The 21,353-nt window shown below is 43.5% G+C and carries 15 protein-coding genes and 1 tRNA gene; 6 read left to right on the top strand and 10 right to left on the bottom strand.

Translation table 11 applies throughout. The features are described 5' to 3' along the window. Positions 1-82 precede the first annotated feature (82 nt). The 8 genes from I6E84_RS08670 to I6E84_RS08635 form a co-directional block, all read right to left on the bottom strand. The gene (locus tag I6E84_RS08670; RefSeq protein WP_227681399.1) at positions 83-493 is read right to left on the bottom strand and encodes a hypothetical protein; all 411 of its coding nucleotides are present in this window, start codon (positions 491-493) and stop codon (positions 83-85) included. A 171-nt stretch (positions 494-664) separates the two neighbouring features. Then, positions 665-741 (bottom strand) — tRNA-Ile (locus I6E84_RS08665). Between the two features lie 94 nt (positions 742-835). After that, positions 836-1,648: a pteridine reductase gene (locus I6E84_RS08660; RefSeq protein WP_197217486.1), complete on the bottom strand. Its 813-nt coding sequence runs from the start codon at positions 1,646-1,648 to the stop codon at positions 836-838. Between the two features lie 21 nt (positions 1,649-1,669). Continuing rightward, a complete protein-coding gene (locus tag I6E84_RS08655; protein WP_197217484.1) occupies positions 1,670-2,866 on the bottom strand; it encodes a tRNA nucleotidyltransferase in 1,197 nt (398 codons plus the stop codon). A gap of 198 nt (positions 2,867-3,064) precedes the next feature. Beyond that, positions 3,065-5,383 (bottom strand): NADP-dependent malic enzyme, encoded by a 2,319-nt coding sequence (locus I6E84_RS08650; protein ID WP_197217482.1) that lies wholly within the window; start codon positions 5,381-5,383, stop codon positions 3,065-3,067. 521 nt (positions 5,384-5,904) lie between these two features. Further along, complete coding sequence (locus I6E84_RS08645) at positions 5,905-7,371, bottom strand: protein adenylyltransferase SelO (protein WP_197217480.1); 1,467 nt, start codon at positions 7,369-7,371, stop codon at positions 5,905-5,907. A 182-nt stretch (positions 7,372-7,553) separates the two neighbouring features. Then, positions 7,554-8,732 carry an acyl-CoA desaturase gene (locus I6E84_RS08640; RefSeq protein ID WP_197217585.1) on the bottom strand — a complete coding sequence of 393 codons (1,179 nt, stop codon included), beginning with the start codon at positions 8,730-8,732 and terminating at the stop codon, positions 7,554-7,556. A gap of 433 nt (positions 8,733-9,165) precedes the next feature. Next, positions 9,166-9,897 (bottom strand): glycerophosphodiester phosphodiesterase, encoded by a 732-nt coding sequence (locus I6E84_RS08635; RefSeq protein ID WP_197217478.1) that lies wholly within the window; start codon positions 9,895-9,897, stop codon positions 9,166-9,168. 362 nt (positions 9,898-10,259) lie between these two features. Here I6E84_RS08635 and I6E84_RS08630 point away from each other — a divergent pair, with 362 nt between their 5' ends. Next, a complete protein-coding gene (locus tag I6E84_RS08630) occupies positions 10,260-11,174 on the top strand; it encodes a hypothetical protein (RefSeq protein WP_197217477.1) in 915 nt (304 codons plus the stop codon). A gap of 101 nt (positions 11,175-11,275) precedes the next feature. On the opposite strand, the gene I6E84_RS08625 is transcribed toward I6E84_RS08630, so the two are convergent. Beyond that, complete coding sequence (locus tag I6E84_RS08625) at positions 11,276-11,872, bottom strand: cob(I)yrinic acid a,c-diamide adenosyltransferase (RefSeq protein WP_194196722.1); 597 nt, start codon at positions 11,870-11,872, stop codon at positions 11,276-11,278. A gap of 215 nt (positions 11,873-12,087) precedes the next feature. Here I6E84_RS08625 and cysS point away from each other — a divergent pair, with 215 nt between their 5' ends. The 5 genes from cysS to pdxH all read left to right on the top strand — a co-directional run bounded on the left by cysS (position 12,088) and on the right by pdxH (position 19,898). Continuing rightward, positions 12,088-13,548: a cysteine--tRNA ligase gene (gene cysS, locus I6E84_RS08620; protein WP_197217476.1), complete on the top strand. Its 1,461-nt coding sequence runs from the start codon at positions 12,088-12,090 to the stop codon at positions 13,546-13,548. 152 nt (positions 13,549-13,700) lie between these two features. Next, positions 13,701-15,752: a mechanosensitive ion channel family protein gene (locus tag I6E84_RS08615; RefSeq protein ID WP_227681397.1), complete on the top strand. Its 2,052-nt coding sequence runs from the start codon at positions 13,701-13,703 to the stop codon at positions 15,750-15,752. A gap of 395 nt (positions 15,753-16,147) precedes the next feature. Beyond that, on the top strand, positions 16,148-17,620 hold the full coding sequence (gene guaB / locus I6E84_RS08610; RefSeq protein ID WP_110923730.1) for an IMP dehydrogenase: 1,473 nt from the start codon (positions 16,148-16,150) through the stop codon (positions 17,618-17,620). Between the two features lie 198 nt (positions 17,621-17,818). Then, the gene (gene glmM, locus I6E84_RS08605) at positions 17,819-19,201 is read left to right on the top strand and encodes a phosphoglucosamine mutase (RefSeq protein WP_110923731.1); all 1,383 of its coding nucleotides are present in this window, start codon (positions 17,819-17,821) and stop codon (positions 19,199-19,201) included. A gap of 52 nt (positions 19,202-19,253) precedes the next feature. Further along, on the top strand, positions 19,254-19,898 hold the full coding sequence (pdxH, locus tag I6E84_RS08600; RefSeq protein WP_197217581.1) for a pyridoxamine 5'-phosphate oxidase: 645 nt from the start codon (positions 19,254-19,256) through the stop codon (positions 19,896-19,898). 104 nt (positions 19,899-20,002) lie between these two features. On the opposite strand, the gene I6E84_RS08595 is transcribed toward pdxH, so the two are convergent. Continuing rightward, the gene (locus I6E84_RS08595; RefSeq protein WP_197217475.1) at positions 20,003-21,265 is read right to left on the bottom strand and encodes an HlyD family secretion protein; all 1,263 of its coding nucleotides are present in this window, start codon (positions 21,263-21,265) and stop codon (positions 20,003-20,005) included. Positions 21,266-21,353 lie beyond the last annotated feature (88 nt).

Below are 21,353 nucleotides of genomic sequence, written 5' to 3'. Positions count from 1 at the left end.
CATTTAAGTAATTTCAAGTATCTTCATAGCTTATGATAAACAAGTCATTTTTATGCCAGCCTAACTCATACGTATAATTTGATTATGGCAAGCAAGATATTTGACGGTCATAAGTGGTAATAGTACCTTCAGCTAAGCCAATCTTCGTTGATTTAAAGTAGTCATAAGCTTCTTGCAGTGTTGGCACATTATTGGTCTTATTTTTCGGGTCTTCTAGGTTTTCATGAAGCCCATCATAAACATGCATGCCTTTTTTGATGTTAGCCATCATTATACTGGCTTTTTCACGTGCTTCAGTTAGTGTAATTAAATGCGTTTCTTCTACTTCGTCTCTATACAGCTTTCCATTGATGCGCTTATGCAATGTATATCGCTTTGACTGCTTACCTACACGTAGCGCAAAACCAGTTAGTACATCGTCCATATAGATTTCAGTACCTTTAGCGGTATAGTCTACTGAATCAATAAGTTTTTTGGTAAGTTTAACTTTCATATATCACCCATGCAGCAGTACATAACTATAGTGTTAGTAGTCATCATACTTTAATTACTACAAGGGTCAAAGTATCAAGATAGTATCAAAAAATTAATTACATCAATGCTTTCACATAAGTTTTAGACAATAAAAAACCCTTACAGGTCAATGACTGTAAGGGTTTGAATTTGGTGGGCCCAGTAGGACTTGAACCTACGACCAAAGGATTATGAGTCCTCTGCTCTAACCAACTGAGCTATGGGCCCTAACGCTAGACGGACAATGATACCTGATTTTTTGAATTTTTCAAGCAAAAAATGGGCCATTATCAAGATATTTTTTATGAAGTGCCATTTTCTATTAAACTTGACCACCAGCTAGGGTTAGACTGCGACCACCATCAACAGTAATAATCTCACCAGTGAGGTAATGGGCCTGCACAAGATACAGCACGCTATGGGCAATTTCATCAGGTCGACCTATGCGCTGCATAGGGATTGAGCCGATGATACTTCGTTGCTGATCATGATCCAATGCTTGGTCGCTATCAGTGTCAGGTAAGATATTGACGCCAGGTGCGACGCCATTGCCCCGTACCTCTGGTGCCATCTCAAGTGCTAAAGACTGCACCATCATACGATGAGCCGCTTTTGCCATATTGTAGACAGTATAATTGCTAAACGGCTTATCATGCGCGTGAATGTCCAGTAGGCTGATAATACAACCTTGCTGGTTTTTAAGGTAAGGAAATAGTGCTTGGCTCAATAATAAAGGCGCTTTGGCATTGGTCAAAAATAGCTCGTCCCACTGTGCGTGATTAATGCTGCCAAGTGGGCTAGGGTAAAAGCGAGAAGCATTGTGTACCAATACATCTAGTTGGCCAAAGGTTTCTACAATATTTTTGACGAGTGTGCTCAAAGCGTTGCTATCATCGACGATGGCTAAATCGGCGATGATAAGCGATGCACTATCCGCACGCAGACTATTCAGCTGTGTGGCCAATACTTGGGCTTCTGATTCACTATGATGACAATGAATAATGACTCGATAGCCTTGGCTGTGAGCGGCTCTAATAATCGCTGCGCCAATACGCTTAGCACTTCCTGTGACGAGCATCACTGGCGCTTTGGCATTGATGCTTTCTGATTGGAGGGCGTCGATGGTTTGATTCATAGCTAAGATACTATCTGCTCTCTAATGTTTTTTATGTGAGTTCTGTACTTGTAAATGCTCAATTCTAGCCTGCCGCAATGCCGCACCAATGGCTGGGCCCTTGAGGTCTGCTGCTATATCTGTCATGCCGATAGCATGAAAGCTATTTAGCGCGATCATCATCTGACGATGTTGCACTGCCAGTTGTAGGACATGACTACACACGAGTAATTGAGACAATTTATCAGGCTCTTTATGAGCCCCGCAGGTTTGTACAAGGTCTATTTTTTCAGCAGCGCTCAGGCTATTTATCTTGCTGAGATTTTCGGATTGTTGTACAAATAAATTGGCAAATTGGGTGTGTGCTTTTGGTACCTTAGTCATGTTGCCAATCTCATTAATATCTTTTATATTGGCTGATTTGTTCGCATTTTCGTTTATAGGCTCTGAGGTAAATAGAGATGGATTAAGGCTACTCATTAGCAGTGCCCAACGCTGTGACAGACTCAATTTCATTTGCCCTGCAAAATATAGCGCAGTCTGTACCGTCTCTCGTATCTGAGTAGTAGCCCAAGCCTGATGCAATGGCGCAAAATATTCTGTCAGTGCATCGATTTCGAACAGCTGCTGCCAGTAGACTTGGGGCGATAATTGCATAGTTGCACGGCTGGACTCTTGCCAAATGCGTTCACTACTTAGATGTGTCAGCTCACCTGAATCGACCAGTTGACGCATTAGCGTCAAGGTATCTTCTGCGATACTGAACCCTAAATCATAGTAACGACTATAGAAACGAGCTGTTCGGAGCACGCGTAATGGGTCTTCGCTAAATGCACTGGATACATGGCGCAAAGTTTTGTTTTCTAAATCAACCAGTCCACCGTAATAGTCAATGACGTCACCATTGATAGGGGTGTCATCATTTAGGCTAGTGACTTCTATTGCCATGGCATTGATGGTCAAGTCACGGCGTTGTAAGTCTTCTTCTAAACTCACATCAGGGCTGGCATGTATGCTAAAGCCTTGATAGCCTAATCCTTGCTTTCGTTCCGTGCGTGCCAGTGCGTACTCTTCATGACTGTTAGGATGCAAAAATACAGGGAAGTCTGCACCGACTTGCTGGAATCCTGCATCGATCATTTCTGCAACGGTTGCACCAACAACCACAAAGTCTTTATCTTTGATAGGACGCTTTAGGAGTCGATCGCGAACAGCTCCGCCCACAAGGTATATTTGCATAAAAGCCTCTGTTTATTTAGCAAAATGTCATTGTACTTATTATCGCTGTATTGATTAAATTATCATCAGCTCAGTTTTCATTGATCAAAAAAAACAGCCAATGCTTTATAAGTCGCATTGACTGGTTTTAGTATAGCAGACGGGGTTCTGTCAGTGGATGATAGAACCCATCTTAATCATATTGCATATGATAGATGACTATTTTTCGCTTTCTAAGTCTTGAGCTTCAGTCACTGTCAGTGCAGTCATGTTGACGATACCACGTGCAGTCGCTGATGGTGTCATGATGTGTACTGGCTTATTGGTACCTAATAAAATAGGGCCAATAGAAGCACTGCCAGTTGCTGTTTTGAGCAGGTTGAAGGCAATATTCGACGCATCAAGTGTTGGTAAGATGAGCAAGTTCGCTGCACCTTTTAACGGACTTGATGGCATATCGTTTAGACGGATATGCTCATTCAGCGCCGCATCACCTTGCATCTCACCATCAAACTCAAAGTCTACATTCATATCTGTTAGTATCTGGTATACCTTGCGCATTTTAACAGCGCTGGTACGGTTTGATGCACCAAAGTTAGAATGAGACACTAGCGCGACACGTGGCGTGATACCGAAGCGACGTAATTGGTCAACTGCCAACACTGTCATTTCAGCCAACTGTTCAGCCGTTGGATCTTCGTGAATATAGGTATCCGCGATGAAAATGTTACGATCTTGCATGAGTACCGCATTCATCGCATAGAAGTCGTTCATGCCTTCTTTTTTGCCGATGACGCTTTCAACGTATTTTAGATGCAACTGGTAATGGCCAAACGTACCACATACCATGCCATCTGCCGCACCATTTTCGACCAATAACGAGCCAATCAATGTGGTTTTGCGACGAACGTCACGGCGCGCAAGCTCGATGCTGACACCGCGACGTTTGTTTTGCTCGTAGTAGCCCTGCCAGTAGTCTTTATAACGAGGGTCATCATCAACGTTGACGATGGTAATATTCTCGCCATCTTTTAGACGTAAGCCCAGTTTTTCGATATTGGCTTCAATCACTGAAGGACGACCAACCAAGATAGGCTTCGCTAGTTTCTCATCAACGACCACTTGCACAGCGAGCAAGATATTGTTGTCTTCGCCTTCACAGTAAACAATACGTTTTGGATCAGATTTGGCACGAGCAAAGATTGGCTTCATCACAAACGCAGAGTTATAAACAAACTCAGACAAACGCTGACGATAGGCTTGCATGTCATCGATAGGCAATGTGGCAACGCCTGAATCCATGGCAGCTTGGGCGACCGCAGAAGCAATCTCAATGATTAGATTTGGCTCTAGAGGTCCTGGAATTAAGTAATCACGACCGAAACTTTGCATTTTTTCGATGTTACGAACGCTTGCAGTTGGCGTTGCTTCAACGTGTGCCATCGCAGCGATTGCTTTTACACAAGCAACTTTCATTTCTTCGTTGACAGTAGTCGCACCAACATCTAGTGCACCACGGAAGATGTAAGGGAAGCATAGTGCGTTGTTTACTTGGTTTGGATAGTCTGAGCGACCTGTTGCCATGATGACGTCTGGACGTACGGCATGTGCCAATTCTGGCATGATTTCAGGCGTTGGGTTGGCAAGTGCAAAGACGATAGGGTCTTTGGCCATACGGCGAACCATATCTTCAGACAATGTACCAGGCATAGATAAGCCCAAGAACATATCGACATCGTCCATGACTTCTTCGATAGTGGTCGCAGTCGTCTCGCGTGCATAGCGCTGTTTGGTTTCATCAAGATTTTCACGAATGGTGGTGATGATACCGCGTGAATCTGAAACAAAGATATTGTTTTTATTCACACCAAGTGCGCAAATGATGTCTAAACAAGAAATAGCAGCAGCACCGGCACCCGAACAAACCACTTTAATTTCTTCGATTTTTTTGCCAGTAATCAACAACGCGTTGAGCATCGCTGCAGCAACGATGATTGACGTACCATGTTGATCATCATGGAATACAGGGATGTTCATGCGCTTACGCAATTCACGCTCAATTTTGAAACATTCTGGTGCTTTGATGTCTTCTAAGTTAATACCACCAAAAGTAGGCTCAAGAGAGGCGACTGCTTCGATGAATTTATCTGGATCGTTTTGTGCAATTTCGAGATCAAAAACATCGATACCTGCGAATTTTTTGAATAAAACGCCTTTACCTTCCATGACAGGTTTTGATGCCAATGGACCAATATTACCTAGACCCAGTACCGCAGTACCGTTAGTGATGACGCCTACCAAGTTGCTACGAGCCGTATATTTAGCTGCTAGCGTCGGGTCTCTTTCAATTTCAAGACAAGGAACCGCTACACCAGGTGAGTAGGCAAGCGCTAAATCGCGCTGGTTAGCCAGCTGCTTAATAGGCGTGACTGAGATTTTACCCGGGCGCGGGAACTCATGGTAATGCAAGGCAGCTTGTTCAAACTGCTCTTTTTCTGTCGTAAGGTGATCCGTATTCAAATGGGTATCGTCATTCATAATAATTGCCATGGTTGGAATAAATTGGAATAAAGTAAATGGAGATAAAAAATAACGTTTTACCCTCAAAAAATCATGGAATGATCATAATCTAAGGGTACATTGACATTAAAAACTAATGATTACAGACATAGTAACCAACGATTAAAGACAAGCTTAAAAATGTAATTTAGTAAAACCATCATTCTAGCACTATTGACAATTCACGCCTAGTCAACAGCCGTGAATTGTCGGAACAATATAATAAAATGATATTCATTATTTATCTCATTGATGATGCCAAAAAACAGAGCCAAATACCAACCTTAACCCCATAATGTTTCAAAATATTACAGAATGATAGACTCGGGTATGTCCTCACTTTAAAAGTGGAAATAAAAATGAGATGAATTGCCGCCAAACATTGTCAAATAGCTGGTTAATATCGAGATATTAACCAGCTATTTGACAATGTTTGGCAAAATTTAGCCGTTTTTAGCCCAGTTAGATGGCTATCGTTTGAATTGAGGACATGCCCTAGATTAAGATGAGCAACTAATCGGCTCTTGTGGCGTATGAGGAAGAGGGGGTGCAATATCCAAATCGGTGGCGATATCTTGTACATGGTAGGGGTTCGCCAATAACTTAAACACTCGATTGACTTCTTCAAACTGACCTTGCTCTGCCGCTGTGATGGCACGCTGCGCCATACTATTACGCAATATATAAACAGGATTATTACCGGTCATCTCGTTGATGACTTGCTCAAGTGGCAGTTGCTGTATTTGAGCCACATAACGTGTCGACCACGCTTGCCATACTTGTGTTGCCTCATCGTTAAGCTCAGCAGTCATGGTCACCAGTAGCTGCTGCTCATATGGATGAGCGCTTGGTGCGACTAATCCCAGTAGCGCGCGGAAGCTATTGGTATAATCGAGCAAGTTATCTTCTAATAACGTTAACCACTCAAAAGCCAATCTCAGACTATCGGACTCGTGCGGTAACCCAAGTTTACAGCACAATCCTTGCTGATAATGCTGCATAAAGGTCGCCTCATAAGGCGCCAAACAATCGGCTAATGCCTCCCGAGTGACACCCTCTAGACGCATAAAGTGTGGTAACCAAGCATTGAGATTCCAATGACCGATAGCAGGCTGGTTTTGATAAGCGTATCGACCTGTGTGGTCAGAGTGGTTGTTGATCCAAGCAGGGTTGAATCGTTCCATGAAGCCAAAAGGCCCAAAGTCTAAGGTGCTACCTGTAATAGATAAGTTGTCTGTATTCATAACACCATGAGCAAAGCCAATCAATTGCCAGTCAGCAATCATCCGTGCGGTACGCTCAACCACGGCGGTCAAAAATGCCAATATAGGTTTTTCGCTATCGCGGCACTCTGGATAATAAGTGTCGATCATATAGTCGGTGAATTCAGCGAGTAAATCAGGGGCAAAACTGGTGATCCATTCGATATGACCGAGTCGAATATGACTATCAGCCACGCGCATCAACGCCGCACCAGCTTCTATGCGCTCACGACGTACTCTGGTATCGGAGACCACAAATCCTAAAGCGTTAGAGGAGGAAATACCCAATTGCGTAAGCGCATGACCACATAAATATTCACGAATAGTACTGCGCAGTACAGCGCGTCCATCGCCCATCCGTGAGTAAGGCGTGAGACCAGCGCCTTTTAGATGTAAGTCTTGCGGTTGATTATTACTATCGATTACTTGCGCCATCAATAGGCCACGACCATCACCCAATTGTCCTGCCCACTGTCCAAACTGGTGACCAGCATAAGCCATAGCCAACGGTTGAAACTCAGCTGGTACGTATTGACCACCGAGTATCTCAACCCAACGAGTCATCAAGCCATCATCTTCTGACCAGCCCAATTGCTGTGCAACTTGTGTATTGAAATGACCCGCACGTGGATTATCTAATGCCGTTGGCGATTGCTCATGATAGAGGCGTGTGTCTAGGTTGACATAGGTATTTTGATAACGCATATGAGCCGTTCCCATTTGAATATCAGAGTAAAGGGATTACTATAACATAGCCGTCATATGACATCGTGTCGCTCTGTCCATCTCTTGTAATACTAAAGAAAAAAATCCCCCTATCCATGACGGATAGAGGGAAGGAGAAGCTTTGCAATTATCAAAATAAATCAGCGCTATATTATAGGTAATTAAGCTGCTTTTTTACTCATACCAATAGAGCGAAACGCCGTTTTTAGATTGCTATTATGCTCAAGTATTTTTTGCTCAATCTTGGCATAGTCATGCTTTAGCTTATCATCAACTTCATGCAATCGATCAGCATATTCTGTCTTTTTCAACTCAATTGTTTGAGCTTTCAGTGCTTGCCATTCTTCGACAGTTTGTATAAATGCATCGTATTCAAACTTAATACGATCTTGGAAGCTCTTCATCGCATGAGGAAGATCAAGGCCAGTACTGGCTACCGTATCAATCTGCTGTTGGGCGGCCTTGAACTGCATTTGTACTTCGGCATGCTTGATAGTGGTGTCATCAACAGTACGTAGCTCACTGGTTAAGCCTAGCTTTGATAGGCCAGCAATCAACCATTTAGTTGGATCATACTGCCACCATTTTACGCCATTACGATAATCGTATTGGAAGAAGTGATGGTAGTTATGATAACCCTCACCCCACGTAAAGATAGCTAAGAAGAAGTTATCACGAGCAGTATTGGTATCAGTATAAGGACGGCTACCAAACATATGACATAACGAGTTGATGAAGAAGGTAAAGTGGTGCGTCAGCACCAGACGTAGTAAGCCTACGATGACCAAAGTACCCCAAACATCACCCAATAACCAACCGATCGCGGCGACTGCACCGATGTTCAATGCCGCAACCCATAAACCGTAATATTTATGCTGAATTTGCAGCGTTCTATCTTTGGTTAGGTCAGGGATATTTTTATAGTCAAATTTACCACTAGGATAATTGCGTAGCATCCAGCCCATGTGACTGAAGAAAAAGCCACGCTTTGCTGAGTACGGATCTTCTAAGCGATCATCGACATGACGATGATGCGTACGGTGACCAGAAACCCAATCAAACGCTGAACCTTGTACGGCAAAGGTGGAACCTAGCAATAAAAAGTTTTTGACAATCGGGTGTGCTTTATAAGCACGATGCGATAGCAGGCGATGATAACCAGCAGTAATACTGATACCTGTCCATACCATAAAGGCACCAAATACACCCCAAACTGGCGCGCTAACTTCATGAGTCAACAGATACCATGGCGTAATGATAGCAGCAGCAATAGGCGTGGCTACTAATATAGACGCTGGAATCCAATTGATTGGCGCTTTTGTAAACTCAAACTCACGCATATCAATGCTGCTATCTTCAGGAGCATCAATTTGAACGGCAGTGTCAGCGTAGTTGCGCTTTGCAACTGGCTGCTCATTAAGCAAGTTACTCTCATCAAAACGCGTTTTAAAACGTGTGACTTGAGTGCTGGCAGCTTTCACAAGAGTATCACCAGATCTGATAGCGAAACGTAAGCCTTTCAGCGGTAAGCCAAGTGCTTTTTTTGCAATCATATAATATCCCTAACGGTATTAATTTAAGTCTCTATAGTACCTTAAAAATCTAACAAAGTGAACACTTATACACTATAAAAATATTGCTAAATAACAACAACTTGTATGGATTATAGAATGTATTGGTAGAAATAACCTGTGACTTATCAGGCATTAAGGAGAAGTGTAAGCAACACTAAAAATATGTAGGTTTTTTGAATGAACGAAATAAGAAATAGATTTATGAGTTTAGTAATAAATGGCTTGGAAAATCAGTAATAATGACATCGGTTTGCCATTTTATCAGCTGTTCAATCATATCCGTGTCATTGACCGTCCAAGCGCTTACGGGTAGGCCGTAACGGTGGCTACGTTCAATGACAGATTGGTTAATTAGAGGATAGTAAATACCTAACTGGCCACAGCCAAGTTGTAGCGCAGTATTGGTTGCGGTTGTCAGCGCTTGAGGCGTATCAATTAACAGGCCGCGCGGTATATGCATTAATAGCTTGCTGCGTTGCAGTCGAGCATGCAATTCCATATCAAAACTGGTTAGTGCAATAGGAAGATTGGCAAATGGGCTATCAATTAAATTATGTGTCAACGCTCTCATTAATTTGGGGTAATCGGTGCGGCTATGTGTCTTAATCTCAAGCTCAATGTGCGTAAAGCTACTCAGCAAAGGCGCCATACTGGCTAATGGGATGATTTGATGTTCAAACTGTCGTTGGCGTTGAATTTCTACCATACTTAACTGATCAATGCGTGACTGCTGACGACACATCCGTGCCAAGTCATCATCATGAAACACTACTAAATGACCATCAGCGCTCAGTTGTACATCAAACTCCACTCCTGTTAAACCATGAGCATTTAGACGTTGAGCATGCTGAAATCCCATAAAGGTGTTTTCTAATGCTTCGCCACGAGCGCCTCGATGACCGAGTAAGCGAGTGTTCTTTATATTTATCATTATTTATATGATCTGCTGTTTTTATGAGCAATCATATAGCCTCATATAAGCAGCGTCTAATAAAATTTGTAAAACAGACAGTTGATAGTTTTTTCTCTTTTGTTTGCCAGCGGTAATAATTTAAAAAAGCACTTACATGGAGTTCATAGGCATGTATTTGTTATGTTTTTGCAACCAAGTGTAGGTTTTACCCATTATGTGGGGCGTTATTTGTATATCCATGGGCTACACTAATGACCATTTCATCCAAACACCGTATAATAATCTGGTTTTCAGACCTATGGCAGCTAGAGTTGCGGTTTGAACATCAATCACTGTCCTTCAGTGGCGGTACGAATTAGTAAATTGGGAGCAGAATCAATATGAGCGTAGCAAATAAGAGTTTAAGCAAGTGGCAGAAAGTCGCTGGAATCGGTATCGTATGTAGTTTGGCGCTTGCAGGCTGTGATCGCTCAGAGAAAGAAGACAGCACTGAGGCAGCAGAGCTCACAGAACAGGATTCGACCGCTACTGAAAACACGTCAGCCACTGCCGTTAGCTGTGATGATCCAATGGTACAAGATCGTCTCAAATCGGCTCTAAAGAATACGCTCAATCAGCAAGCGCAAACGCTGGCTGCCAACTACGCAAACGATGCTCAGATCAATCTTGCTAGCGGTGCTATCACGGATAAAATGAGCGGTATTGTGATTGATGTACAGAACGCAGCGGTATTGCAACAAGCCAATGCAAATGGTATGACGACTTGTCAGGCAAGCGTTAGCATGACGCTACCAAGTGCAGATTTGTATCAGGCTAGTCAAGTACAAGCGGCCAATAATCAGCCAAGCTTGCAGTCACGTTTAGCACAAAACAACATTCGTATTAATAACAACATGCTCGTTGATGACGCTTTCACTTATGTCGTAGGCACTCAAGGTGGCCAGGTACGTACACGTATCGCCGGACAACCAGCATTAATGACCATCGTTGCTGATGTAATGGCAGGCTCTGTGTTCCAGTCAGCAGTGGAAAGCCAACGCGCTGCTACTCAGGAAAACAACAGTCAGCCAGCACAAATTCGTGAGCCTAGAGCAGTAACGCCGGTTGAGCCGACTCGTCCTGCTGAACCTGCGACGCCGCCAACCATCAATAAGCCAGCAGAAAGTCAGAGCAGTCCAGCAGCGAACAATCAAACGGCTACGTCTGAGCCTAAAACGCCAGCAAAACCAAAAGAAGTACCTAAAGATGAATCTATTGATATGATAATCATCGAAGACAGCACTGCTACTTACTAATCAGTTAGCTAGCCTAAATAAATGATTAGATGATAAGCACAAGAAAAGCCCGCAGCGTTAAGGTTGCGGGCTTTTCTTTATATTTTAATAATCACGTACCGCTATTTTTTCTCAGCAAAATCTTTTAATACCTGACTGTCCCATAGTACTTCAGAGACTTGCTTGGGGTCGGTACAAAAACGAGCAGCGACAAACAACCAGTCAGACAAGCGATTGATAAAGCTTACTGCGGTGCGGCGAATGGCTTCTGGACGCTGCTGTTGTAATAGCACTGCTTGACGCTCAGCACGGCGACACACACTACGCGCGACATGTAATTGGCTAACCAATACGGAACCTGTCGGTAAGATAAAATCTTTTAGCGGTGGCAAGGTGGTATTCATGGCATCAATCTGTTGCTCTAACCATTCAATATGAGTGGCATTGACCCCTTCATATTCTGGCATAGCCAGTTCACCACCGATATTGAATAGTAAGTGCTGAATAATGATTAAGCCTTCAGAAAATTCCTTTGCGATAGATTGGCCTTTATTGCGTTGTAACTGGGCGCGCACCAGACCAATGTGTGAGTTAAGCTCGTCAATATCACCCATGACGTTGAATATGTCATCAGCTTTACTGAGACGGCTACCATCTGCCATACCTGTGCTGCCGTCATCTCCAGTACGTGTGTATATTTTACTCAAGCGATTGCCCATATCTAAATCCTTAATCATTTTTGTGATGGAATAGTGTTAGTTGCGCGCTCATTGTAGTATTTTATGACTGTTTTCGCTAAGATAATGGGTTAAGTTTTATATCACGGTCGTTATATTTATGACGACAGTGGTTTATATTGCCTGTTAATCAAACGCAGGCAATGTTTTTACTTTTTATTTAATCAATTTTATTTATATTAAAAGGCTTTTTTACTATGACCACACCACTTGCCGATGCGATGTCTCAGCTTGCGATTTATGACTCATTGACTGGCGGAAAACGCCAGTTCGTACCACTCAAAGCAGGGCAAGTAGGCATGTATGTGTGCGGTATGACCGTTTATGATTATTGTCACATTGGTCATGCGCGAGTGATGGTCGGATTTGATATGGCGGTACGCTGGCTGGCACAATTGGGCTATAACGTTAACTATGTGCGTAATATTACGGATATCGATGACAAAATTATCGCGCGTGCTAGCGAAAATGGCGAAGAGATTGGTACGCTGACGCAGCGTTTTATCGAAGCCATGCATGAAGATGCGAGGGCGCTTGGATGCCAGATGCCAGACGCTGAACCGCGTGCGACGGATCATATTGATGAGATGCAGCAAATGATTGGAATGCTGGTCACAGGCGACTATGCGTACGCTGGCGACAATGGTGATGTTTACTACGCTGTCGATAGCTTTGCCGATTATGGCAAATTATCCAAGCGCAACCTCGATGATATGCAGGCGGGCTCACGCGTCGATGTCGAAAATGACAAGCGCAATCCGTTTGATTTTGTACTATGGAAATCCGCAAAGCCTAATGAGCCGCAGTGGGCGTCACCATGGGGACAAGGACGACCAGGCTGGCATATTGAATGCTCTGCGATGTCGACTAAATGCCTAGGTAGCACCTTTGATATTCATGGCGGTGGTCACGACTTACAGTTCCCGCATCACGAAAACGAAATTGCTCAGTCTGAAGCTGCAACTGGCTGCGAGTATGCACGCAACTGGATGCACGTTGGATTTATTAACGTCGATGGCGAAAAAATGTCTAAATCGTTGGGTAATTTTTTTACCATTCGCGATGTAATGGCAAAGTACCTACCTGAAACAGTGCGGTTTTTCTTATTATCAAGTCATTATCGCAGCCAAGTCAATTTCTCGGACAGTGCATTAGACGAAGCACATAATAGCCTAAGCAGGCTCTATAACGTTCTAAAATTGGCAGAACAGTTAAAGGGTGAGACGCTCATAATTGATGAAGCGTTGACTACTGAAGCCTACAGTAGTGAAGCTGGGCAAGATTTTATCAAAGCGATGAATGATGATTTTAATAGCTCAACCGCAATCAGTGTCTTGTTTGGGCTGGCACGTGACATCACCAAAGCCATTAAAGCTGAAGAGTTAGACACCGCATGGCAGTCAGCTCAGCAATTAAAGGCATTGGCGCAAGTGCTCAATATTCTACAGCAGCCAGTACAGCAATTCTTGCAAGCTGTGATTGGTGAACAGGCAGATGATGGTTTAACGGATGCGGCTATCGATGGTTTAATCATTGAACGTGCAGAGTCTAAAGCCAACAAAAACTTTGCCCGTGCTGATGAGATACGTGAACAATTAAAAGAAGCTGGTATTGAGCTCGAAGACAGCCGTGCTGGTACGACATGGCGCCGCGCTTAAAGTAATTGTGTTACAGAATACCCATACAGATAGTCATAAATTAAGTCAGCTTTAAGCTGGCTTTTTTTGTAGACTTAACAAAATATAAGAATCATCTTCATGAAGGACAGCCTTTGTATGCGACTCTCACATAAATTACTGGCCGTTAATCTATGAATACCCTCAAAAATCGAGCTGCTAGTAGCCATAGTATAGCCACTGATGTGTTTGCTAATACTGATGTCAGTATGGATGTCAATAAGCGTAATAATGCCGCGTCTGACGTGAAGGTTTATAACCTGCGGTCATTGCTACTCGCTTTTTTTATTCTTGTGATTAGCGCTGTTTGCCTACCTGTTAGTGCAGCAATTAATGACAATGCGCAGGCTGCAAGCGAACAAGGCGCAAGTGAGCAAGATAGCGCCCAGTCATCAAGCACACCTGACAATCTCGCTGAATATGCTTCTCAAAAAGTCAATGATATGAGAGAGGATAGTGTTGGTCTCTCTGGTGTAGTAGAAGAAATATTTGACCCTACTGAGCGTAGTGCGGTCGAACAGGCAGGCAGGCTACAAGGGGACTCAGCACTGACAGGAGAGTATAGTGAGAGCTACTACATACTCGATAAGCTGAATGTCGGACTGCCACCATTGTCTGAGCCACCCAATTTAGAAACGCCGCTTGCAGCCTTAGAGTTTTTTCAATCAGCAGTAATGAAGCAGCAGTACGATTTGGCCGCTTATGCGTTAAATATGAACTTGATTGATGAGAAAAGCCAACGTGGCCGTGCGCTTGATCTGACAAAGCGACTGGACTTTCTATTATCTGAAAAAGAGCTGTACGTGTTCGACGACATGCCAGATCGTCCCGACGGTCTGATTGAGCCACCACTTGGTAATACTAGCAGTGTCATGGGCATTGCTAGACGCTCTCTTCAGCTTGGATACATTGATTATCGAGAGCGCCGTGTTCCTATCTATTTGCAGCGAGTGCGAGTAGGTGAGGGAGCGCCTATTTGGGTGTTTTCTGCGCAGACGGTTGGCAATATTGATAATCTCTATGAGCAATATCATCCCGCTGAGTTTGAACGTTATTTGCCTATTTGGTTAAAAATAAAGACATTCGGGATTGCGCTATGGGAGTTTTCAGCGCTCATACTGTTTTTCTTATTAACCATGAGTGTGGGCTGGCTACTCAGTAAAGGCACTGAAAAAATCATCAATCATTATATCGATGATGAAAAGTACAGCATGTATGTTGGTAGCACCAATGGCGTAGCAGATTTGGTTAATAAACTGACGGTACCTTTGACCTTTACGATCAGTTTTTCACTCGTTTTCACCTTAGTTTCTGGCGGTTTTCCTTACCTAGATGCAGTTGCCTCATCCACTCGTCCCCTTATTTGGATTGGACTGGTATTCAGTACCATGTGGTTAGGTATTCGCATTATTAACTTCTTTGCCAACCGTTATCAAGACATGCAGATTGAGAATTTGGCTGAAGAGCATTTCGATAAGGAGCGTCGCCGCCGTACTTATGTCTCGATATTCCGCCGTGTCTTTATCTTTGTTATGATTTTGGGGAGCTTTTGGATAGGACTTAGTGAGTTTGCCAATATGGAAGGCCTTGGTAAGACCTTATTGACTTCAGCAGGCATCGCAGGTGTGGTCATTGGTATCGCCGCCCAGCCAATATTGGGTAATATTATCGCAGGGGTACAAGTGGCAGTAACTCAGCCAGTACGGATTGGCGATAGTGTGATAATGGATGGCAATTTTAGCACCGTTGAAGACTTGCGTTACACTTATGCGGTACTAAAAACATGGGATGAGCGTCGATTAATTGTGCCAATGCGTGAATTGATCACTGATAGGGTGGAGAACTGGTCACATACAGAAGTACATCAGACCTGTCCTGTTTTCTTATATATTGATTATGGTGCAGATATTGACGCTATTCGTCAGCAGTTTATCTCGATGGTCAAAGACAACAAGCTTTGGGATAACAAAACGGAGCCTGAAATATTTGTCGTGGAGGTGACAGAAAACACCATTCAACTGCGCGGTGCTGTTTCAGCGGTAGGTCCTATAGAAGCATGGACGTTAGCCTGTGAGATACGTGAGCAGATGCTAGGTTACTTGTATAAGCAGCAAAATAAGTATCTACCGACAGAGCGTTTTACTTTAACAGACAGCCAATCTAGTCAATCCTCTGTAAAAGAGTGACCACGTTAACCTTGTTTGAAGTATCACATATATATCTTCACTGGGTTTCCTTGATTCTCTTTTGAACTAAATCAATTATAGTTACAAAAGAGAGCTATAAGCCGTAAAAGAAAGTTATTGGTATCAAAATAGAGCCACTAACCATGCAAAGCATGACCGTCATCGACATAGACTTACTTGTGTAAAACAAACTGACAAATATAGCATGCGATTCGTCTCATTATTTGTTATAATATGGCGTTATTTTTAAGGGATAAATAAGTGGTTAAGCGTAAGACTGCACTATATTTGTGCAAACTTATGATCCGTCAATCACTTGCAGTTTTCGAGCGTTTTGTTTCGCTGGTTTATTGCTAAAATCCCACCCATCAAAATAACCACCACTAGGGGTCTGTATGTTGCGAATTGTCGATGAAGCCTTAACCTTTGATGACGTTTTATTGTTGCCAGCCTATTCTGAAGTCTTGCCAAAAACTGCCGATCTTTCTACCCGTTTGACCAAAAACATTACGCTAAATCTACCGCTGATCTCTGCGGCTATGGATACGGTCACTGAGTCTGAAATGGCCATCACTATGGCACAGCTTGGTGGCATGGGTATCTTGCACAAGAGCATGGATATCGCCAAGCAAGCCACACAAGTACGCCGCGTCAAAAAGTTTGAAGCGGGTACAGTCGTTGATCCTATCACTGTGCATCCAGAGATGACCATCGGTGAATTACTACGCTTGACTCAAGACAATAATATCTCAGGTGTACCTGTCGTAGAGAAAGGTACGGATAAAGTTGTTGGTATTGTCACGCATCGTGACTGGCGTTTTGAAACCAATCTGTCATTACCAGTTAGCCAAATCATGACACCAAAAGGTCAGCTAGTCACGGTACATGAAGGTGAGAGCAACGAAAATATCAAACGTTTGCTACATGAACACCGTATCGAAAAAGTGATCGTTATTGATGATGATTTCCGCCTAAAAGGTCTTATCACCGTTAATGATTTTGCAAAAGCTGAAAACAATCCAAATGCTTGTAAAGATGAGCAAGGCCGTCTTCGTGTTGGCGCTGCTGTTGGTACTGGTGCAGATACTCAAGCGCGTGTTGAAGCATTGGTTGCAGCAGACGTCGATATTATCGTTGTTGATACCGCACATGGTCACTCAAAAGGCGTGATTGATAAAGTTGCTTGGATCAAAAAGCACTATCCAAATGTACAAGTCATCGGTGGCAATATTGCAACAGGCGATGCAGCACTTGCGTTACGTGACGCAGGCGCCGATGCCGTGAAAGTAGGTATTGGCCCTGGTTCTATCTGTACCACGCGTATCATTGCAGGTATTGGTGTGCCACAAATCTCAGCGATTGATAACGTCGCTAGTGCATTAAAAGACAGCATTCCATTGATTGCTGATGGTGGTATTCGCTATTCAGGTGATATGGCCAAAGCCATCGCCGCTGGTGCCTCGTGCATCATGGTAGGCTCGTTGATGGCGGGTACAGAAGAAGCGCCAGGTGAAGTTGAATTGTTCCAAGGTCGTTACTACAAAGCTTACCGCGGTATGGGTAGTCTTGGTGCGATGTCAGGCTCAAACGGCTCGTCAGACCGTTACTTCCAAGATGCTAAAGATGGTGTGGAAAAACTGGTACCAGAAGGTATCGAAGGCCGTGTTCCTTATAAAGGCCCAGTCGCTGGTATCGTCAATCAGTTGGTTGGCGGTTTACGCTCATCAATGGGTTATACGGGCTCTGCAACCATCGAAGATATGCGTACCAATCCACAGTTCATTAAAGTGACGTCGGCAGGTATGAAAGAGTCGCATGTTCATGATGTTCAAATCACTAAAGAAGCACCAAACTATCGAGTAAGTTAGGTAGTTTTTGACAACTTTGTGTTACGTTAGCGAAAGCTGGTTTGCAGAGCTACCTTGACTTTGAGATAAAAACGGCCAACAATACCTTGTTATTGTTGGCTGTTTTTTTTTGTAACATACATAAACAGATTATTATAATAGTATTATCGCCTGCGTACACGTTGGGCCTTTAATTTTTAGACTTGGAGAGCATATATAATGAGCTACTTTGGCACTGATGGTATCCGTGGAAAGTTTGGTGAGTTGCCGATTACGCCTGATTTTATTTTGAAGTTAGGCTATGTCACTGGTCAGGTATTGATAGAGAACAATGACAATCCTGCGCGTAGACCTAGTGTGGTCATCGGTAAAGATACTCGTCTTTCAGGCTACGTTATCGAAGGGGCGTTGCAAGCAGGATTTAACGCCGCTGGTGTCGATGTTCATATGCTTGGCCCATTACCAACGCCTGCCATTGCTCATTTAACTCGTAGTTTTAACGCTGATGCGGGCGTAGTGATTTCTGCATCACACAATCCTTATTATGATAACGGTATCAAACTGTTTTCAGGGGATGGCAAAAAGCTGACTGATGAGATGCAAAATGCTATTAACGATAAGCTAAAAATTATTATGAGTATCGGTGGCAATGTTAGTGATAATAACAATGATTTGGTCATGCCTATTCTTGATCCAGCACAGTTGGGTAAAAATAATCGAATCAACGATGCCAAAGGTCGCTATATCGAATTCTGTAAAGGCAGCTTTCCTTATCAGTATGATTTGAGCCATCTGACAGTTGTCGTAGATTGTGCCAATGGTGCAGGCTACAGTGTGGCACCAAGAGTTATGCGTGAATTGGGCGCTAACGTGATTGCCATCAACAATACACCAGACGGACTCAACATCAATGCTGATTGTGGTTCTACTCATCCTGAGGGCTTACAAAAAGCAGTAGTTGAGCACGAGGCAGATGTTGGTATCGCATTAGACGGTGATGGTGATCGTATTGTGATGGTCGATGAGGCTGGTAATCTGGTCGACGGTGATGGCATCTTATATGTGCTTGCTACCCAAGGTCAGTCCAAGGCTAAAGGCGTGGTTGGTACACTCATGAGTAACATGGGCTTAGAGCTAGCACTAAAAGCAGATGGCATTGCATTTACGCGTGCCAAAGTAGGCGATCGCTACGTGATGCATGAGCTTGAAGCGAATGGTTGGATATTGGGTGGTGAGCCATCTGGCCACATTTTATGCTTAGATAAGAGCCGTACTGGCGATGCTATCATTGCAGGCTTACAAGTACTGGCTGTGATGCAAGCACGTGGGCGCGCGCTCAGTGATCTCGTCGAGGGGTTTGAAGTGTTGCCACAAAAACTGGTCAACGTGCGTCTGTCACAAATGCAAGATCCGTTTGAGCATGAGGAATTGGTTACCGCTTTTGAGAAAGCGCAGGCTACTTTAGAAGGTAGAGGCCGTCTACTGATTCGTCAGTCAGGAACTGAGCCTATGATTCGAGTGATGGTCGAATCAGATGATGAAATAGAATGTGATGTGCTCGCAAATGACTTGGCTGATCATATCAAAGCCGTATTGGGTTAAGATCAGTTCATATAATAAGGCAACAATATTAAAATAAGGAATGACCATGAGTATGGATTTTACCGATCAACGTCTGTCATATGAAAAGGGCGCGCTTGATCAACAGTCAGTACCTACATCACCATTTGAGTTGTTAAATACTTGGATGAATGAAGCGATAGAGCAGAAAGTGCAAGAGCCGTATGCGATGAGTTTGGCTACTTGCGGTGCTGATAATAAGCCTAGCGTACGTATCGTGCTCATGCGTGAAGTTACAGATACTGGTATTGTCTTTTATACCAATTACGAAAGCGCTAAAGGACAAGATATTGCCGAGAATCCTAATGCTGAAGTGCTGTTTTTTTGGCATGAGCTTGAGCGTCAAATCCGTATCAGTGGCAGCATTGCTAAGATAGATGCTCAAAAATCTGCAGCTTATTTCCAAAAGCGTCCACACGATAGTCAGGTGGGTGCATGGGTTAGCCAGCCACAGAGTGGTGAAGTTGCTGATCGTAAAGTAATGGAACAAAGTTTTGAGCAACTACAAGCAGATTATCCAGAAGACACTCAAGTGCCAACGCCAGTCTTTTGGGGTGGCTATGAGATTACGGTCAATGAGATTGAGTTTTGGCAAGGCCGTGCTAACCGTATGCATGACCGCATTGTATATACTCAAGAAAATGGCGATAGTTGGAATACCAAACGCTTATTGCCATAACTGATGTGGCGATAATAAAAAGCCCCGCTAGCAGTTGTTATAAACAACTTACTAGCGGGGCTTTTTCGCACTTATAGCAAGTGTCGAATAGTAAATGTGAGAATTTACTTTGCTTCAGTATCCACATCGACAGAAACTGACATACCAGGTCGCAGTTTGGCCAGTTCCGGTTGGTTTTCATCTAAATCGATACGTACCGGAATCCGCTGAGCAATTTTAATATAGTTGCCAGTAGTCGGGTTTGCTGCTGATGAACTAAACTCACTGCCCGTTGCTGGCGAGATATTATTGATACGTCCATGAAACTTAGCACCACCCAGTGCATCCACATGGATGGTCGCAGGTTCGCCTATTGTCATATTCGCGATTTGTGTTTCTTTGAAGTTGGCAATAATCCACACGCCCTTCGGTACGATATACATGAGCTGTGTACCAGCACTAACGTATTGTCCTGATTTTACACTGACTTGGCTTAATTGACCTGACTCGGGAGCTGTGATAATAGTATTGTCCAAATTGATTTTGGCTTGCTTGGCACCGGCTTCAGTATTTTGGATATTGGCATCAAGTGATGAGCGGCTACCGCTGGTTTTTTTGCTAGCTTGCTGTGCAGCTTGTAGGTTGGCTTCAGCCTGTTGTACGCCTGCCTGCGCTTGGGCAAGTTCTGCTTTGGTATGTGCTACCTCCGCTTTTGAGACTGCACCAATAGCATCCAGTCCTTGATAGCGTTTGACATCTTCGCGTGCACTATCAACACTGACTTTCGCGCTGTATAAATCGGCTTCACGCGCTTCTATCTGAGCTTGGCTAGACTGAGTGTCTTGCGCATTACTGGATCGATTGGTTAACGCCACTTCGATATTGGCCTGTGCTTGTTCAAGCTGCTGCTGAAAAGTGCGATCGTCTATCTTTACCAGTAGGTCACCTGCTTTCACATTAGCAAAATCCTCTACGGCAACATCGGTCACGTAGCCAGATACTTGTGAGCTGATAATGGTTGTTTGACCTTTTACAAAGGCATTATTGGTTTGCTGTACCGTTGGGGTAAAAGGCGGCAGTTTCCAAGCATAAAGAATCAGAAATACACCAATTATGATGAGGACAATAAAAACCCCTATATTAAAAAACGTTTTTTTCTTAGGGTTCCATCCTGAAGCAGAAGGAATAGGCTCGGTTGGTGGCATGGGTGTTTCATTATCAGCGCCACTCTCCATTACTTTTTCTGCAACTTGGGTCTCGTTGTCTTGAGCACTTGCTGTCTCACCAGTATTAGAAGATAAGTCATTAGAAGATAGGTTGTTAGAAGACAGGCTGTCGGCTGGCGTCTGAGTTTTTTGGTCAGGGTCATTGGATTTTTCTTGGCTCATGACGCGCTCCTAAGTGTTTGGATTAATATGATAGATAATTTGATACTTATATAAGAAAAGGCTACTTCAATTTTAGCGATGTTAAAAA

This window comes from Psychrobacter sp. SCQQ22 (assembly GCF_015864605.1).
Taxonomy (GTDB): Bacteria; Pseudomonadota; Gammaproteobacteria; order Pseudomonadales; family Moraxellaceae; genus Psychrobacter; species Psychrobacter fozii.
The sequence above is the reverse complement of the archived record's forward strand: the minus strand, read 5'-3'. Positions and strand labels throughout refer to the sequence as shown.

Coding starts and splice junctions, on each gene's coding strand:
- I6E84_RS08670 (WP_227681399.1), bottom strand. CDS start 493: ATGAAAGTTAAACTTACCAAAAAACTTATTGATTCAGTAGACTATACC.
- I6E84_RS08615 (WP_227681397.1), top strand. CDS start 13,701: ATGAATACCCTCAAAAATCGAGCTGCTAGTAGCCATAGTATAGCCACT.
- I6E84_RS08630 (WP_197217477.1), top strand. CDS start 10,260: ATGAGCGTAGCAAATAAGAGTTTAAGCAAGTGGCAGAAAGTCGCTGGA.
- glmM (WP_110923731.1), top strand. CDS start 17,819: ATGAGCTACTTTGGCACTGATGGTATCCGTGGAAAGTTTGGTGAGTTG.
- I6E84_RS08595 (WP_197217475.1), bottom strand. CDS start 21,265: ATGAGCCAAGAAAAATCCAATGACCCTGACCAAAAAACTCAGACGCCA.
- I6E84_RS08625 (WP_194196722.1), bottom strand. CDS start 11,872: ATGGGCAATCGCTTGAGTAAAATATACACACGTACTGGAGATGACGGC.
- I6E84_RS08645 (WP_197217480.1), bottom strand. CDS start 7,371: ATGCGTTATCAAAATACCTATGTCAACCTAGACACACGCCTCTATCAT.
- cysS (WP_197217476.1), top strand. CDS start 12,088: ATGACCACACCACTTGCCGATGCGATGTCTCAGCTTGCGATTTATGAC.
- I6E84_RS08635 (WP_197217478.1), bottom strand. CDS start 9,897: ATGATAAATATAAAGAACACTCGCTTACTCGGTCATCGAGGCGCTCGT.
- guaB (WP_110923730.1), top strand. CDS start 16,148: ATGTTGCGAATTGTCGATGAAGCCTTAACCTTTGATGACGTTTTATTG.
- I6E84_RS08660 (WP_197217486.1), bottom strand. CDS start 1,648: ATGAATCAAACCATCGACGCCCTCCAATCAGAAAGCATCAATGCCAAA.
- pdxH (WP_197217581.1), top strand. CDS start 19,254: ATGGATTTTACCGATCAACGTCTGTCATATGAAAAGGGCGCGCTTGAT.
- I6E84_RS08650 (WP_197217482.1), bottom strand. CDS start 5,383: ATGAATGACGATACCCATTTGAATACGGATCACCTTACGACAGAAAAA.
- I6E84_RS08655 (WP_197217484.1), bottom strand. CDS start 2,866: ATGCAAATATACCTTGTGGGCGGAGCTGTTCGCGATCGACTCCTAAAG.
- I6E84_RS08640 (WP_197217585.1), bottom strand. CDS start 8,732: ATGCGTGAGTTTGAGTTTACAAAAGCGCCAATCAATTGGATTCCAGCG.